The organism is Vibrio sp. SCSIO 43153, from assembly GCF_023716625.1.
GTDB classification, from domain to species: domain Bacteria; phylum Pseudomonadota; class Gammaproteobacteria; order Enterobacterales; family Vibrionaceae; genus Vibrio; species Vibrio rotiferianus.
Genome location: NZ_CP071856.1, coordinates 1900155 through 1917552, shown reverse-complemented (window position 1 = coordinate 1917552; position 17398 = coordinate 1900155). Strand labels below are relative to the sequence as shown.

Below are 17398 nucleotides of genomic sequence, written 5' to 3'. Positions count from 1 at the left end.
CTGCGAAGCAAAATACAAAAACGAGGGTCTAGCACCCTCGTTTTTTGTTTTCCATCCGCTTATGGCGATTCGAAGCATTAGCAGCAGGCTTTTCCGGAACATCACGTTTCTCGTGTACTAAATGCCGAATTGCTAGAATTGGGTGCTTAAGCAACATTCTAGGCCCGGAGTAACGCATAATAAGTCGCATTTGCTCTTTAGGTTCCGGTTTGTAGCAGTGAATTGGGCATTTATTACAAGTCGGCTTTTCTTCTCCGTAAGGACAACGATCAAGCCGAACTTCCGCATACTCTAATAATCCGCGACATTCTGAGCACAACTCACCATTCGTGCCATGGTTATCTTTGCAATAGATCTCTACCATCGCCTTGACGGTTTTAAACTCTGTGGCGAGCTTCCCCAATAAAATGTCGCTCATTCTTTTCCTCTAGCTAAATCGCCTTTAGCTGCAACTACTTTAGTTACGGCTTATCGAGTTACAACTTCATGGTATAAAGCTGTAAATTCCGACCATTATCGTAGGTCTGCTCGATGCGCTCAAACTGAAATCCCAATTTTTCTAGCAAACTTATACTACGTATATTGTCATTATTAGTGATGGCAACCAAGTTTTCTATTTTCATATCCTCACGGGCAAAATCCACGACAACACTCGCTGCTTCACTCGCGTAACCTTTGCCATACGCGCTTGGTAAATAGCCATAACCAATATCAAACGCGGTTAATGTATCGCGCTTGACCAAGCCACAGATACCAATTGGCTGTTGGTCATGCTTGGTTTCGACCACCAGCAAGCTAACCCCTTTAAGCTCTTGCATGCGAAGCATGTTTTCTTGGATATAGCGCTTGGCTTCGTCTAAGGTACGAATTTGCTTATCACCGACGAAACGATAAAAATCGGGTTGGTTGTAGAGTTCTAAAATAAACGGTGCATCTTCTACACTGACAAGACGCAGTGTGAGTCGCTCGGTTGTAAGTGTTTTCATAGGGAATCCATTAGGGTTGTAACTTGGCGGAAAAATCACTATCCTGCCCCGCTAAATTAAAGGACCAACACCATGAACCGCAAGAAGAAAATCAATTCGATCTTAAAAGCGAAGTTGAAAAAGCAAAACGCAAAGCTTCATAAGAGCAACAAGCCACGTTACATCTCTAAAACTGAGCGTGCGAAAATGGAAGCAGAAGAGCAAGCCGCTGCGCAAGCTTCAGAAGGAACTGAAGTAACCCAGCCTGCTGACGAAGCATAAAAAAAGCCGCACAACGCGGCTTTTATTTATCCAAATTTAACGTGCTTACTTGTATCTCAGATACAGACTTTTAGTAGTTAAGGCTGTAGTTAAGCGTGAACGTACGACCTCTTCCTTTGTAGTCATAAGCAGCTGAGTCATAGTGACTCGCATATAGGATTTGTGCACGTTGTCCCCACACCGTGGTGTAATCCTCGTTAAATAAGTTTTGGATTCCGAACCCAAGTTGGCCAACTGGCAGCATTACGTTACCCAGTAAGTCGAACGTAGTGTAGCCATCTAGCTTGTTGTCGGCTTCATCTTTGTAATCAAACATGGTTTGACTTTGTAGGCGCAAAGAATAGTCGTTTTGATACCAAGCCGCCCACGCGTTTGCCTTTGACGTACTCGCCTTACCAGCACTTAAATCTTCCCACTTGCCATCGGTCTTAAGTTCAGACACAACATAGTGGCCCGAAGCACCTAGCAAAATATCACTCGTCACCCAATAGTTGATGTTCGCTTCCGCACCATATACGCGTTGCTCATCATCCACACTGGTGATCAACAAGGTTTTACGGTCGTATTTGATCGAGTTATCGGACTGCGAATAGTAACCTGCCGCTTGCAGTGATAATGAATCTGTATCCAAGCGGTAACCAAGCTCATAACTGTCCGTTTTAATACCGGAGAGTTTCGAATCAGATACGTTGATACTGTCTTTCAGAGCGTAATGGCCGTTTGCATCCGGTGCATCGTAGCTGCCTTGTCCATAGTATTTCGCTGGGTCAGCCAGTTGGAAGCCTTGAGAAAAGTTCGCCCAGATTTGTGAGTCATCATTCAGCTCATAGATAGTGCCTAGATTAAAAAGACTTACCGAGTAATCTGTGCTGCCACCTGGGACGGCATCTGCAGATGTTCCTGTTCCTGCAGCGATCTTCTTCTGTACGCTGTAAGCGACGAAATCATCGATCTTGTTATTCATGTACTGGTAACGGTAACCCGCCTGAATAGACCAGTCGGCATTTATCTCGTAATCACCTTGAATAAACAGAGCATATGATGAAACATCGACGCCTGGGTAGCGCCCTACTTGCGCATAAGTCTTGTTAACCAAGTTACCTGAGTCATTCGCGATAGTTGGGTCAAACAACGCCTGGTTGCTATCAAAACGGTCAAGGTACGCATCAACACCATAAACTAAATTGAGTGCATCCCAGCCTTTAGCAAGTGCTAAACGCCCTGCTAATACTTCGGTTTCTTGTTGAGAGGCACTCTGAAAGTAAGGCGTGAAAGTTTGATTCTCGCTTCGGTAAGAAAGTTCGCCAATCAATTGGTGTCCGAATACAGAATCATGGCTGTAATTGGCACTCAGTAAAATACGCTCTGTGCCTTGTTCACGGTCAGATTCAAATCCCTTACGTACATCAACGAAGTCTCGTCCCACAATATACAAACCGTAAGGAGAATCCTGCTGACTGTCGTAGTATTGTGCAATAAGGCTTAGTTGGCTTTCATCTGACGTTTGAATCTCCGCAGAACCCATTACATCGAGCGTTGAGTTGTATTGTAAAGAGCCTTGAGAAATATCTGGAGTGACAATGTCACCATTCCCATCATAGAAACCCTGAGTTTCACCATAGACTACTGAGCCGCGAGCAGTAATTTGTTCATTACCGCCAGATACAGATTGCGCGACTTTGTAATCGAAATCATCGCTGTTATTAAAGCCAGTTGTACCACTTACATAGGTTTCAAAAGAAAGTTCATCCGACGTCGCTTTCTTGGTAACAATGTTAATGACACCGCCCGTTGCACCAGCACCATAAATAGAAGTTGCACCAGAAAGCACCTCTATGCGTTCAATATTAAATGGGTCGATGGCATCTAATTGGCGACTAATGGGACGTGAAGACTGTAACGACACCCCATCGATCATCACCAACATCGCACGACCGCGAAGATTTTGCGCGTAGTTAGTGCGACCACCAGTACCAACGTCTAATGAAGGGATGGTCGCTGATAAGATGTCACCAAGGCTTTTACCTGCTCGGTATTGTTGAGCGATCTGTTCTTGGTCAACAAACCATACCGTGCCTGGAATGTCAGAAATTGACTTAGGCATAATACTGCCAACAACAACCATCTGTTCATCGGTGTTGCTTTGTTTGTTTGGGTTCGGTTGGTCAGCGAGTGCGTGAAATGCATAGCCACTGCTCATCGCGAGCACGATGAGATTTAGAGAGAACTTCCTTTTTATCATTGTCTTTATCTTTTTATAAACCAAAAGAAGCGACAATAATACTCATTCTCAACAGCAGATCTAGCACTGTTACATATGTTTAATAATTGTTAATAAGAAAGGCTTTTTGATTTCACTAGCCGCTTATTTCCTTCTGTCCTTGGGCAGTCTTTACATAGCTCCCTTCCCTCACATTTATACACGAGACAACAACTCTTGCGAACGAGCTTTAGGGGCTGATCTTCGGTAAGCTTATGCAAAGATGAAACATTACCTACATCCAACCCTAAAGCTTGTAGCCAAAGGATTCCGTGGGCATGGATGATGTCATTACTAAACTGAGGGAAGTGCTGTTGGAGGCGTATCAAGCATGCCATCACGCCATCTGACATCAATTGATGAGTAAAACCCGGTCGAATACGTATCCATTCACTCATTTGAAGTTGGTAAAAGTCATAAAGTTCACGTATTTGCTTACCCGCCTCGACAATCAATTCTTCGATATCACCATGAATATGCTGCTCATCTTCAAAACGATAACCAGTGACAAACCCATCTTGCACATATTGCCCCATACCCCTTAAGCGCGGCAACGTATGAAATCCATAGATAGAAATGAAAGCAACAAACATAGGTTGCCAACATAGTAGATCCCAAGTTCTGGTAAGCCAATAAGCTTTGCCCGCCTCTGGATGGGCGTGAGAAAGCGACTCATAAAGAGACTGGACAATTGGGTTGATATTGTTATCGATATGGATGGCACTGGCATCAATCTCACCTATGCTGCCTTGTAAAAAAGGGGTGACTTCTTTTGAGTAATGGAAGAGTTGTGGGAAAAACTGAGTAGACATCAATGTTCTTAATCGTATTTAGATTTGAACAGAGTTATACGCATGCAAAGCTAGTAATGCAAACAATTATCAATATTACTTGCATTTTATCACGTTAGTGGCCTAGCAAACTACCGAAGGTACTAAAAGCCCCAGTTTAACTGGGGCTTAACCAGCTGTTTTCTATACTTTAAAGTACTTCAGTTGGTCGTGCAGTACCTCTGAAGCGGCCGCTAAATGTTGGCTTTCTTCAGCAAGCATTTGAGAAGCATGCTTAACTTCATTGGCAGCTAAATGAATCGTACTGACATTTTCCGTCATTTCATTGGCAACTAACCCTTGTTGCTCTGACGCTGCGGCAATTTGCGAGACCATGTCGTTTGAGCGAACAAGCTCTTCTACCATGTCTCCCAACTGGTGTTGAGTAGATTGTGAGATACCAACACTCTCCTCCACTCTAGCGTTGCTGCGTTCCATTGCTTTTACAGTGCGATCTGTACGTTCAATGAGCGAGTCTATCGTTTGTTGAACTTCATCTGTCGATTGCTGAGTACGACTTGCTAAATTGCGCACTTCGTCGGCAACTACTGCAAATCCTCGACCTTGCTCTCCAGCTCGTGCCGCCTCTATCGCAGCATTCAGGGCAAGTAAATTGGTCTGCTCCGAAACTTCACGGATCACACTAACTACCGCGCGGATATCATTAACCCCAGCTTGCAGTTCACTTACCAACTGATCGGCTGATGCGATCTCTCTTGAAACATCAGAAATCGTCGTCGCGGTCTGCTCCATCGCCTTACCACTCTGCTCAGCATGTGTGGTTACAAGTGAAGTGCTATGAGCAGTGTTTTCTGCGTTATTGGCCACATCAGCAATAGTGGTACTCATTTCAGTCATGGCGGTAGAAAGAAGCTCTAACTGCGCATGTTGGCTATTTACACTTGTTGCGGCTTCTTCACTCGCTTGAGCAATACTCTGTGCCATATTTGATGATTGCAGCGCCGATTCATGGGCAGCAAGTAATGTACCTTGTAGCTGCTCTAACATACGGTCAATTTCATTACTCATTTCACCTAGCTCATCTTTACGACTCGCATTTAGGCGTACTGTCAAATCACCATCGGCGATCTTATGAGTGTTTTTAATTAGGCGTTGTAGAGGCTCAACAATATTGCTCGAAATAACATAGCCCAAAGCGGTCAACGCGATGATAAGCACGAATGCAACTACCGCCTCTTTTATCGCATTAGCGTAAAACACCTCTTGAATGTCGGCGACTAAAATTCCTGAGCCAACAATCCATTGCCATTCTGGGAAAAGTTTCACATACGAGATCTTGTCTTTTAAGTCTCCTTGAGGGCTTTTCCATTGGTAATCTAAGAATCCTGATTGTGTCGTTTTAGCGATCTGTGCCATTTCGCGCCAATGATACTTGCCTGCACCATCTCTAAAGCTGCTCGCATCGACACCATTTAATTCTGGTTTTGTTGGATGCAACACAACTTCTAGAGTGGGTGTGACGACCCAAAAGTAGTTGCTGGCGTCGTATCGCATTTTGGTGATCGCGCCGATCGCTGCTTGCTTCGCTGCGTCTTCACCCATGGTTTGTCTCTGCTCGTAATAGTAGCTCAGTAAATTAACCACAACTTCTACTTGTGCACTCAGTTTATTCTCTCGTTCTTGTAACGAGGACTTTCTTTGTTCATTCAGGTTATACGCACATGAAGCGATAAGAAGAAGAGCAGAAAAGACGACGAGTGATAAGAGCTTATATTTGATAGAGAGGTTACTCAATTTCATAGACTAGCCTTTTGTTTATATTTTTTACTGACGTAGACCGAATCTATTAAATTGAACGCATAAATTCCTGATGCATATCAATCTTTAAGAAAATTGTTACCGCGAAGTATCTAAATACTCTAATGGCTCACACCCATATAACATACAGTCATTAAAAACTGGACTATATATTACCAAACAGTCACTTATTGATAAATTTATGTCTTAGATAAAAGACAACAAAACATTCTATTAACTTTATCGAACAGCACCCCGCGGTCACATTTTGCGCGAATGTTAACAAATGATGTTGAAGCAAAATAAGCTTACGCAAACCTTAGATATCATCCTGATAACACTTTTCGTTCTGAGCGTGAACTGTCCCAAATAACTGAACATTAACGTTTCTTATAAAATGGAATGTGAACAAGGCAAAGTATTTTTTCCTTGAATATAGAAACAATAGATGTCCCTGTTTCTAATAAGGAAATTAAACATGTTGTATCTTGAGTTTCTCTTTTTGCTCGTGATGCTGTATATCGGTTCTCGGTATGGCGGCATTGGTCTTGGTGTCGTCTCTGGCATTGGTTTGGTGATTGAAGTTTTCATTTTCAAAATGCCGCCAACCTCTCCACCCGTCACCGTTATGCTTATCATCCTAGCGGTGGTCACTTGTGCATCCATTCTTGAAGCCGCTGGTGGCTTAAAATACATGCTGCAAGTCGCTGAACGTGTCTTACGTAAAAACCCAAAACGTGTGACTCTCATTGCTCCTTTTGTAACCTATTCTATGACCTTCTTACTTGGTACTGGTCACGCGGTTTATTCCATCATGCCGATCATTGGCGACGTTGCTTTGAAAAACGGTATTCGCCCTGAACGCCCAATGGCAGCGGCATCGGTTGCATCGCAAATTGCTATCACTGCGTCACCAATTTCAGCAGCCGTGGTTTATTACCTAGCGCAACTGTCTGACATTCAACACGAAATCACACTATTGTCGATTCTACTTGTGACGGTACCTGCAACCTTGTTCGGTACTTTGTTGATGTCGCTATACAGCTTAAAACGCGGTAAAGAACTTGAAGACGATGAAGAATACCAAGAGCGTCTGAAAGATCCGGTTTGGCGCGAGAAGATCTTGAATACAACCGCAACGTCTTTGGACGAAGTGTTACCAACTAGCGCACGTAACTCGGTATTGCTGTTCATTCTTTCAATTCTTGTGATCGTCGTTATCGCGATGTGGCCGGAAGTACGTACCATCGTTGACGGAGCAAAACCAATCAGCATGGCAGTGGTTATTCAGATGATGATGCTCTGCTTTGGCGGTATCATTTTACTTGCGACCAAAACCGATCCACGTGATGTACCAAATGGCGTTGTCTTTAAATCAGGTATGGTGGCAGCGATTGCTATCTTCGGTATTGCTTGGATGTCAGATACTTACTTCCAATACGCAATGCCTCAGTTTAAGTCAGGCATCGTAGAGATGGTAACCAACTACCCTTGGACATTCGCACTAGCACTATTCATTGTGTCTGTTGTGGTGAACTCTCAAGCTGCGACAGCGCGTATGATGCTACCAGTGGGTCTGGGTCTTGGTTTGGAGCCAGCGCTGCTTATCGGCCTAATGCCAGCTGTTTACGGCTACTTCTTTATCCCGAACTACCCTTCAGATATCGCGACAGTAAACTTTGATACGTCGGGTACGACTAAGATTGGTAAGTGGTACTTCAACCACTCATTCATGTCTGTGGGCTTGATTGGGGTTATTGGTGCTTGCTGCCTAGGTTACGTGTTAGGACAAATGATTATCCCATCATAAAGCGAACATAGGTAAGAAAGTTTGGGGCGAGTCATTGTACGTTTGCGTACAGCCTGAAGTGACTCGCCCTTTCTTTATTCTCGAAACCACATGGCTAGTTGAGTCTAAAGAAGAAAATCATCATCGACTGCAACGAAGTGATCGGCACTATCAATCAGTGTTTGAGACGTTAACTTTGGTACACCATACACAGTAACTTTTTTATTGAATCGTTGCTGAATACGTTCCACCAGCATACTAAAATCCCCATCGCCAGAAACAAGAACGATCTCGTCTACTTCCGGCGCTACTTCAATCGCATCAAGCGTGATACCCACATCCCAATCCCCTTTAGCACTGCCATCACGGCGTTGAATAAACGGTTTAAGCATCACTTCGAAGCCAACGCCACGCAGAATATGGTGGAACTGGCGCTGCTTAGGGTCGTTACTCGCAATAGCATAAGCTCGCGCGCTTACCACTTCTTTCCCTTGTGTTGCAACATACCAAAACTGGTTGTAATCGAAATTGCTGCGGTACGCTTCACGACAGGTGTAATAGACGTTTTGTACGTCGACTAAGATTGCGATCTTTTGTTTGCTATCCGAATTCATCTTCTTAATACACTTTATTTGTTTGTCGCATACCCTATGCCACTTTGAACCAAAGCACAATGAGCTAATTCCACTAAACTTACCGTATAACTTGGTATCCGCGTTTCAAGGAGTGAAGCCATGAGTAAGACGATCATGACCCTGTTGCTTTCATGCCTCTTATCAAGTCCAGCATTTGGATATCCAGCACATGCCCAATACTGGCCACATCGTAGCGTGCTCTATTTTGCCCCCGCAAACGACAATCACGTTAAGCAATTTTTGCTAGAAGCATTGATGAATGAATGCGAATTGGAAGATAGAGACGTCATCACCTTGGTCATAGCGGAAGACGGCTTTACTGAACCTTCTTGGCTAAAAGAAGAGTTCGATTTGAAAATGCTGGCCGCACTCTACGACGTCAAAGCAGGTCAACACACTGCAATTCTGCTAGGTAAAGATGGCGAAGAGAAACACCGCTGGGGGGCAAAGACCGATTGGCAATTCATCAATAGTCTTATCGATCAAATGCCAATGCGGAAAAGAGAGATGCAACAGAAACGCAGTCCTTGCGCCATTTAATACTTAGCGGTTAGGGCTTTCGTTATTTGCCGAACCAGTCCAATTTGTTGTGCAGCTGCGTTACGCTGCCAACCACAATTAACGCAGGACTTACAGCCTGTTCCGCCATGCTCGATAGCTCATTTAACTTACCTTGGAAAACGCGTTGCTCTGGGCGCGTGCCGTTTTCAATGATTGCGCATGACATTTCAGGGTCCAAACCATGTGTAATCAGTTTATCCATGATATGACCGCTTTGCTTCAAACCCATGTAGAACACAAGTGTGTTGTTAGATTGCGCTAGCGAATACCATTCAATCTCGCGACCATCTTTTTGTACATGGCCTGTAATAAACTGAACACTTTGAGCATGATCGCGGTGCGTCAATGGGATCCCCGCGTAAGCTGTTGCTCCTGCTGCCGCAGTAATACCCGGAACCACTTCATATTTGATACCGAATTCAGCTAATTCTTCGAGCTCTTCACCACCTCGGCCAAAGATAAATGAATCACCGCCCTTCAGACGCACTACACGCTTACCTTCTTGCGCTTTTTGCACCAAGATTTGGTTGATTTGATCTTGAGGCACACAGTGAAAGTCTAATTTCTTGCCTACATAAATCATCTCTGCTGATGCGTGAGCCAATTCAAGAATGTCTTTGGACACCAATCGGTCGTACACCACAACTTCAGCCGCTTGAATTGCTTTTAACCCTTTTACAGTAAGTAAGTCTGGGTCACCAGGGCCTGCGCCAACAAGAGAAACAAAGCCGCTGTTTAAAGATGAGTTAACAGTAGTCATATCAACGCCTATCGAAAAATTTAGATATAAAGAGAGACTCTTGGCAAAGAAGCGCTTTTTATAGCCAAATAGCTTATTTGTAGATGGGAACGAGATTTCCTACTCTGTCGTTCCTCCATCTAGGAAATGACAGACTTATCGCTTTGCTTCTCATCGCATTAGATGAGCAGTCTTTGTTGAATTGCTCCTTTTGAGTCATTCCCGAGAGCGACGAAGGAGCGTAGTCGGGAATCTCTCAGTTCAAGTCCAAAGAGAGTCCCGACTCGTTCATTACCTAATATTGGCAATAAACCTCGATTACTTAGCCACTACAGGCTCTGCTTTTACTTCTTCTTCTGCATTGATAGAAGGCGCAGTTTTTGCGTGAGTTAGGTACAGTGGAATACAAGTCATTACAAGACCACCAACGATGTTACCTAGGATGGTTGGAATAAGGTTGAAGTTCAACCAAGTCGCAATACCGAAATCCGCACCTAGAATCATACCTAGTGGGAATAGGAACATGTTTACTACTGTGTGCTCAAATACTAGCGCGAAGAAGATGAAGATTGGGAACCACATCATTGCTACACGGCCAGACACTGAACGTGCAGTCATGTTGCCGATAACGCCTAGACACACCATCAGGTTACAGAAGATGCCGCGAACAAAACACGTGATCCATCCGTCCATACCCATGTTTTCAAAACCAAGGCTACGTGCGGTAGAAACAGCGATAAATTTCTTCGCTACTGCGTTTAGTTCTAGAGAGAAGTTACCTGTTAGAGAGATTGCCACTAGGTAAGCTACGATTAGAGAACCGATTAGGTTACCCAAACCTACAAGCCCCCAACAACGGAAGATACGACCCCAAGTGATACCAGGACGGTTTGCAAATTTAGCTAGAGGAGCCAAACCGAAAACACCCGTTACGAGATCGTAACCCATCACGCTTAGAATCACGAAACCAACTGGGAAGACAAGTGCCCCTACAACACCAACACCTGTTTGTACGATTGTGGTAATCGCTACAACAACCGCAAGCGATAGGATGATACCCGCCATAGTACCACGAAGCATAAGATCGCGGGTGCTGGTATTGGTTTTCGCCTCACCCACGTTGATCATGGTTTGTACGAATTCAGCAGGTTTAAAGTCTGTAGACATGAATGTGTCCTTATTCAAAATTGAAAGTTAAAAGTTGAAATTGAATAGTGAAAGACTCGCTGTTCCTCTGTTCCCCAACTGAGAAACAACGAATCTTTAAGCTATTAAATCTCCATAGCCTTCTTATTAGTCACCTAGCTGCTGCGACAACTATTTGGGCTATGCTGAATATTTACGCGGCGATCTCTACTTTGCCTTTTGCGACACGTGCTTTGTACGATTTCACGCTCATGCGCTCATCTTCCATACATGCACCTGTTGCTAGGTTAAAACGTTGCTTCTTAAGTGGGCTTGCTACCCATAATTGCTCATCGTGTTCAACAATCAGGCCTCGTGACAGTACATTTGACTGAAAAAATGGGTCCATATTATTGATTGCAAAGACTTCTTCAGTCGCTCGTGGACGGAAGATGGCGACTTGCTCACCCTCAAACAGTGCCACTACACCAGTACCTGGGATGATGTCTTCGATGTTGCAAACTTTTGTAAATGCCATGATCTCTTCTCCCCTTAAACCACTTCTACGTGAAGGATGTCACCTTTCGCTTCAGGATGTTTTTCAGTGAATGTAGCCGGGCGATGCTGCTCACGGCCATCTGTCACGAACATAACGTTGTCGTCACGTTCATCAGAGTTCACGAAGTGTGCAAAACGCTTCAGCTGAGTTTCATCGTTGATAGTGTCAGTCCACTCACAGCGGTACTCTTCAACCAACTTCGCTACGTCTGCTTCAAGCTGCTCGTTGATACCCAGTTTGTCTTCCATGATTACTTCACGTAGGTAATCAATACCGCCTTCTAGGTTTTCGAACCATACCGATGTGCGCTGTAGTGGTGCTGCTGTACGAATGTAGAACATCATGAATCGATCGATGTACTTGATCAGTGTTTCTTGGTCTAGGTCACCGGCTAGTAACGTTGCATGACGAGGCTTCATACCACCGTTACCACAAACATACATGTTCCAACCTGCGTCGGTTGCGATGATGCCCAAGTCTTTACCCTGCGCTTCTGCACATTCACGAGTACAGCCGGACACACCAAACTTCATCTTATGAGGAGTACGAATGCCTTTGTAACGGTTCTCGATCATTACGCCAAGGCCAACTGAATCTTGAACGCCGTAACGACACCACGTAGAGCCGACACACGTCTTAGCCATACGCAGTGCTTTCGCATAAGCTTGGCCTGTTTCGTAACCTGCTTCGATTAGCTTTTTCCAGATTGCAGGAAGGTCATCTTTCTGCGCACCAAATAGACCGATACGTTGAGCGCCTGTGATCTTGGTGTACAGGTTGTATTCAGCGGCAACATCTGCAAGTGCAGCAAGCGCTTGTGGCGTTACTTCACCACCAGCCATACGTGGAATAACAGAGTACGTACCATCTTTTTGCATGTTACCTAGGAAGTTATCGTTGGTATCGTGCAGTTTAACCAGAGATGGCTTGAGGATGTGGTCACCCCAGCAAGAAGCAAGGATAGAGCCTGCTAGTGGTTTACACACTTCACAGCCGTAGCCTTTACCGTGTTTCTCTAGCAACTCTTCAAACGATTTAATTTCACCGATACGCACTAGGTGGAAAAGCTCTTGGCGAGAGTAAGCAAAGTGCTCACAAACGTCTGCTTTTACTTCAACGCCCGCTTTTTCAAGCTCAGCGTTTAGCACTGACGTTACAAGTGGGATACAGCCACCACAACCTGTGCCTGCACCCGTTACCGCTTTGATGTCACCAATAGTGTGGTGCCCTTGTGCAACAGCTTCAGCGATTTTGCCCTTAGTCACGTCGAAGCAAGAACAGATAACCGCGGAATCAGGCAGAGCATCTGCGCCTAGTGTTGGTTTTTCTGCGCCTGCATGAGCTGGCAGAATCAATGCGTCTGGGTGTTCTGGTAGGTCGATTTCATTCAACATTAACTGTAGAAGATCACCGTAGTCAGAAGTATCACCGACCATCACCGCACCAAGAAGCTTCTTGTTGTCTTCTGATACGATTAAGCGTTTGTAAACTTCTTGCTCTTCGTTCTGGTAAACATAACTCTTACAACCAGGAGTACGACCGTTAGCGTCACCGATAGAACCAACTTTCACACCAAGTAATTTAAGCTTCGCTGACATGTCAGCACCTTCGAACTTGCTGTCGTTACCCACAATGTGGTCAACCGCTACCGTTGCCATCTTGTAACCAGGAGCAACTAACCCGTAGAAGGTTTCATTCCAAGAAGCACACTCGCCAATCGCGTAAATGTTCTCATCAGATGTCTGACAGAAGTCGTTAATGGCAATACCACCACGTGGTGCAACATCCAACTGCATGTCACGAGCCAGCTTATCTTGTGGACGAATACCTGCAGAGAATACGATGAAATCTGTCTCTAGTTCAGTACCATCGGCAAAACGCATAACATTACGCGCATCTTTACCCTCAGGAGCGATTTCAAGTGTGTTTTTGCTCGTATGAACCTTAACACCCATGTTCTCGATTTTTTGGCGAAGTTGATTACCACCCGCTTGATCTAGCTGTTCAGCCATCAACTTCGGAGCAAACTCGACAACGTGAGTTTCAACGCCAAGCGCTTTCAATGCTCCCGCCGCTTCAAGACCAAGTAGACCGCCACCGATAACCACGCCGACTTTACTCTTCTTCGCGCACGCTTCGATCGCTTTTAGATCTTCGATAGTGCGGTAAACAAAACAGTCTTTACTTTCACGGCCCTTGATAGGTGGAACGAACGGGAATGAGCCAGTTGCCATAATCAGCTTGTCGTATTGAATTTCACGACCAGTGCTTGAATGAACGATACGCTTCTCACGGTTTACGTTAATGGCACGCTCGCCAATTAACATATTCACACCATGCTTCTCGTAGAAACCTTCTTTAACCAAAGATAACTCGTCCGCTGTATGGTGAGAAAAGTAAGAAGAAAGGTGGACACGGTCATAAGCGACACGTGGTTCTTCACAGAAAACGGTGATCTCATATTGAGATGCATCCGTTTTTTCGACTAAGTCTTCAATGTAACGGTGCCCTACCATACCGTTACCGATAACGACCAGCTTCAACTTGCTCATAATACTTCCTAAGGGTTAGGTTCTTATAACTGAGCGCATTGTTAAATGTGAAAGAAAATTAATACATGATGTAAATCAATTACGGAATCAAACTACCCTAAAGGGGTAGATGATAAAAAACCTTAGCTGCAAGAGGGTTTAGCAGTAAATTTGCCACATATTTATGTAGTAAACCGTCACCACCTCACTAGGCTGTTAATAATTTTTAATAAATCAAGTAAAAGTCGTCAAACTAGGCCGTTTTCGAGACACCAATCAGGCAAAAATGAAATTGATAATATTAATTAAATTGATTTGGCAAATAATAAGAATCGATTTCATAGTTTTCACTTTTGTTTATAAATAATCTGCTCAAATTGACTTGTGTCATATGTTGATCTTCATTCCAAATCTAAACTATTGCTTGAAAATCAACAGTCTGAGTTCTTGCTTTTAGCACAACTCTTCTAACCAACAGTAAAAATAGAACGACTAATATGCTCAACAAGGAATTTAGCGAAGCTGCCAACTTGATCTCCACAACCGATCCTAGCAGTCATATCACCTATGCAAATAGTGACTTTTGTGACATAGCTGGGTATGAAGATCATGAACTCATTGGCAACCCTCACAATATGGTTCGTCATAAAGACATGCCGAAAGCCGCATTTAAACAAATGTGGGAATATCTCAAAGCTGGTAAGAGCTGGATGGGGCTGGTAAAGAACCAATGCAGTGACAACGAGCACCACTATTGGGTTTCCGCATTTGTAACGCCAATTCGAGATCCTCAAGGTAACGTGATTGAATACCAATCGGTTCGGTCTAAGCCTTCCCAAGAACAAATCCTACGCGCAGAAAGCCTTTACAAACAAATCTCACACAATAAAGCGAAAGTAAGACCTCGCTTCAAGTATCACCTTATAAATGCTATTGGCTTACCTGCCCTTCTGGCTTCCTTACTCGCTTTAAGCGTGATGTCAGCAAACTGGTTACTGCTAATACCAGCTCTACTTGCGTTACTGCTTTGCGGGAATGCTCTCATGCAAAAGAAACGCTTTGACGATCTGTCTGAGCTAACAAAGCAAGCGTATGAAAATGAGTTAATGGAGTACCCATACACGAATCATAAAGATGACTACTCACGCATTGAGTTGGCTTTAATGATGCGCAAAGCTGAGCTAAGAGCAGTTTCAGGTCGAGCGAGTGAAACTTCAGGGAAAATATTGGCATCAGCAGAAGATGAATTCGGCACCATACAGAGTATTGGTCAAAGCCTTCAGCAACAATGTAGCGAAACTGAACAAGTCGCAGCCGCAGTTGAAGAGCTGACTAACTCCATCAATGAAGTTTCAACGGCAGCTACTGACGCCTCTCAACTAACCGAACAAGCAAATGTTGAATCACAGAAAGGTTTAACGAGCATAGAACAGACAATATCTGAAGTGGACGCCTTAGATGAGGAGCTTACTCGTTCGCAATCTATCATTAATCAGCTTTCCAATGACAGCCAAAAAATAGACAGCATTTTGGAAGTCATTACTGCAATTTCCGAGCAAACTAATCTACTGGCCCTCAATGCTGCAATTGAAGCAGCAAGAGCCGGTGAAGCTGGTCGAGGTTTTGCAGTCGTTGCAGATGAAGTGAGAAATCTTGCGTCGAAGACTGGCTCTTCTGCTAGTGAAATTCACTCTATGATTAAGCAACTGCAAGACACTGCTAACCTTGCGGTCGAAGCAATGCAAAAAGGTAATGAACTGTCGAATAACTGCAAGGAACGAGCTGACCAAACGGGTGAAGTTCTTCGAATGATTTCGGCTAAGCTTGACTCTGTAACTGATAGTAGTCATCAAATTGCTACCGCAGTAGAACAGCAAGCTTGTGTGACACAAGAGATCAACCGAAACGTCATCAACATCAAGCAGTTAGCAGACGACACATCAGAGACGTCAAACACTTCAATTGAGCGAACCAGTCAACTCGTCGACAGTATCGAAGCAATGCAGCGCTTAATGACTCAATTCAACCGCTAATGAAACGAAGGGCCTGAATCATATAAGGCCCTTCTTTTTGGTTCATCGCGGATAAGCGGGAACTGAAAACAAAAACGGTAGTAAGTGATAGAGTTTTATCGCCAAACAAAACCTACACAAACTACCGTTTTCATGTCGAATCATACTTTCCTATCTTCATTCTGGGAAGGCTTTCATATAGTAAAGTCTCATCAGACTGCATCATTAATAAAGCTCACTCTCAAACCTAATTCTATCGCTAGGTGTTCGTGCGGGCTTAAAGCTCAAGCCATACATGAGTATCAATGGCGTAACGTGAAGGAAGCCACACTGCTAGGAGTTCCCGTTGAACTATCCGTTCAAACCCGACGCATCAAGTGCAGTCACTGTGGCATTAAAACAGAACGACTATCTTGGTTGGAACCTTATGCTCGTATCACTAACCGCCTACGAAGCTATATAGAGCAGTTGTTGCCCCTGCTACCAATTAAACATATAGCCCAAGTGACAGGCGTTCATTGGCACACAATCAAAGAGATAGATAAACGTCGGCTTCAACAAGTAGTACCACAATGGGGTAAAAAAGCAAGGGAATGGGGGGAGGCAACTCTTGAGTTTGCCATTTTTAAAGGGCACCGTTACGCGACAGTCATTGCAGATGCGAAAAGTCATCAGGTTATCTGGATAGGCTAGGTCGGCCGCAAGGATATTCGACCGTTCTTTGAACTGCTAAGTGAGCATGGCAAAAATATCGAAGCAGTAGCAATGGATATGAATACGGCTTTTGACCTTGAAGTCCAAGAGCATTGCCCAAATGCCCGTGTCGTTTGACTTGTTTCCACGTTGTTGCTAAGTTCGGTCGTGAAGTGATGGATAGAGTCAGAGTCGACCAAGCCAATAAACTAAAGCAGGATAAAAAAGCAAGGCAATGGGTCAAGCGTTCGCGCTGGGTGTTATTGAAAAATAGGGATAATTTAAATACACAACAGGAAAGCTACCTCACTGAAATATTGAATATGAATCGGGACTTAATGACAACCTACTTACTGGGTGCGCAATTAAAGGAACTGTGGCGTTGCGGCTCTGAACTTCAGGCTAAAAACTTGTGGCAGGTATGGTTGGAACAAGTGAATGAGAGTGGAATTAAGCCGCTCAAAGAGTTCGCTCGAAAACTCCGTCCATACCTTCATGGGATCACTGCTTCAGCAAGCTATCCGCTGAATACCTGTACGCTTGAAGGGATAAATAACAAGATAAAGTTAATCAAGCGGATGGGATATGGCTATCGAGATACTGATTACTTCTTCTTAAAGATAAAAGCGGCTTTCCCCGGAAAGCCGCGATGAACCTTC

At 44.2% G+C, this 17398-nt stretch carries 14 protein-coding genes and 1 pseudogene; 5 read left to right on the top strand and 10 right to left on the bottom strand.

What is annotated here, in order from left to right; all coding sequences use genetic code 11:
* Positions 1–28: 28 nt before the first annotated feature.
* Positions 29–418: a nitrous oxide-stimulated promoter family protein gene (locus J4N37_RS24780; protein WP_010451695.1), complete on the bottom strand. Its 390-nt coding sequence runs from the start codon at positions 416–418 to the stop codon at positions 29–31.
* Between the two features lie 58 nt (positions 419–476).
* Positions 477–986, bottom strand: coding sequence for a GNAT family N-acetyltransferase (locus tag J4N37_RS24775; protein WP_038883169.1), 510 nt, complete (start codon positions 984–986; stop codon positions 477–479).
* 72 nt (positions 987–1058) lie between these two features.
* Between J4N37_RS24775 and J4N37_RS24770 the strand changes: the two genes are divergently transcribed.
* Positions 1059–1247 (top strand): DUF2986 domain-containing protein, encoded by a 189-nt coding sequence (locus J4N37_RS24770; RefSeq protein ID WP_252042702.1) that lies wholly within the window; start codon positions 1059–1061, stop codon positions 1245–1247.
* Between the two features lie 70 nt (positions 1248–1317).
* Here the strand turns inward: J4N37_RS24770 and J4N37_RS24765 are convergent, their stop codons facing one another.
* The 3 genes from J4N37_RS24765 to J4N37_RS24755 all read right to left on the bottom strand — a co-directional run bounded on the left by J4N37_RS24765 (position 1318) and on the right by J4N37_RS24755 (position 6098).
* Positions 1318–3489, bottom strand: a complete 2172-nt coding sequence (locus tag J4N37_RS24765; RefSeq protein ID WP_252042701.1) for a TonB-dependent receptor — start codon at positions 3487–3489, stop codon at positions 1318–1320.
* Between the two features lie 89 nt (positions 3490–3578).
* Positions 3579–4319: a siderophore ferric iron reductase gene (locus J4N37_RS24760; RefSeq protein WP_252042700.1), complete on the bottom strand. Its 741-nt coding sequence runs from the start codon at positions 4317–4319 to the stop codon at positions 3579–3581.
* Between the two features lie 162 nt (positions 4320–4481).
* Positions 4482–6098, bottom strand: coding sequence for a methyl-accepting chemotaxis protein (locus J4N37_RS24755; protein ID WP_045388846.1), 1617 nt, complete (start codon positions 6096–6098; stop codon positions 4482–4484).
* Between the two features lie 475 nt (positions 6099–6573).
* On the opposite strand from J4N37_RS24755, the gene J4N37_RS24750 reads away from it, so the two are divergent.
* Entirely contained in the window at positions 6574–7905 is a 1332-nt protein-coding gene (locus J4N37_RS24750; RefSeq protein WP_010451687.1) for an anaerobic C4-dicarboxylate transporter, read from the top strand.
* Between the two features lie 104 nt (positions 7906–8009).
* Here J4N37_RS24750 and J4N37_RS24745 read toward each other — a convergent pair whose 3' ends face one another.
* A complete protein-coding gene (locus J4N37_RS24745; protein ID WP_252042699.1) occupies positions 8010–8498 on the bottom strand; it encodes an NYN domain-containing protein in 489 nt (162 codons plus the stop codon).
* A gap of 120 nt (positions 8499–8618) precedes the next feature.
* On the opposite strand from J4N37_RS24745, the gene J4N37_RS24740 reads away from it, so the two are divergent.
* A complete protein-coding gene (locus J4N37_RS24740) occupies positions 8619–9059 on the top strand; it encodes a DUF4174 domain-containing protein (protein WP_252042698.1) in 441 nt (146 codons plus the stop codon).
* Positions 9060–9081: 22 nt separating this feature from the next.
* Here the strand turns inward: J4N37_RS24740 and cobA are convergent, their stop codons facing one another.
* The 4 genes from cobA to nirB all read right to left on the bottom strand — a co-directional run bounded on the left by cobA (position 9082) and on the right by nirB (position 14055).
* A complete protein-coding gene (cobA, locus tag J4N37_RS24735) occupies positions 9082–9840 on the bottom strand; it encodes a uroporphyrinogen-III C-methyltransferase (protein WP_252042696.1) in 759 nt (252 codons plus the stop codon).
* Between the two features lie 297 nt (positions 9841–10137).
* Positions 10138–10986, bottom strand: coding sequence for a formate/nitrite transporter family protein (locus tag J4N37_RS24730; protein ID WP_252042695.1), 849 nt, complete (start codon positions 10984–10986; stop codon positions 10138–10140).
* Between the two features lie 172 nt (positions 10987–11158).
* The gene (gene nirD / locus J4N37_RS24725; protein WP_005473845.1) at positions 11159–11482 is read right to left on the bottom strand and encodes a nitrite reductase small subunit NirD; all 324 of its coding nucleotides are present in this window, start codon (positions 11480–11482) and stop codon (positions 11159–11161) included.
* Between the two features lie 14 nt (positions 11483–11496).
* Positions 11497–14055: a nitrite reductase large subunit NirB gene (nirB, locus tag J4N37_RS24720; protein ID WP_252042694.1), complete on the bottom strand. Its 2559-nt coding sequence runs from the start codon at positions 14053–14055 to the stop codon at positions 11497–11499.
* 476 nt (positions 14056–14531) lie between these two features.
* On the opposite strand from nirB, the gene J4N37_RS24715 reads away from it, so the two are divergent.
* Positions 14532–16067, top strand: coding sequence for a methyl-accepting chemotaxis protein (locus J4N37_RS24715; RefSeq protein ID WP_252042693.1), 1536 nt, complete (start codon positions 14532–14534; stop codon positions 16065–16067).
* Positions 16068–16199: 132 nt separating this feature from the next.
* Positions 16200–17392, top strand: a pseudogene (locus tag J4N37_RS24710) (ISL3 family transposase).
* Positions 17393–17398 lie beyond the last annotated feature (6 nt).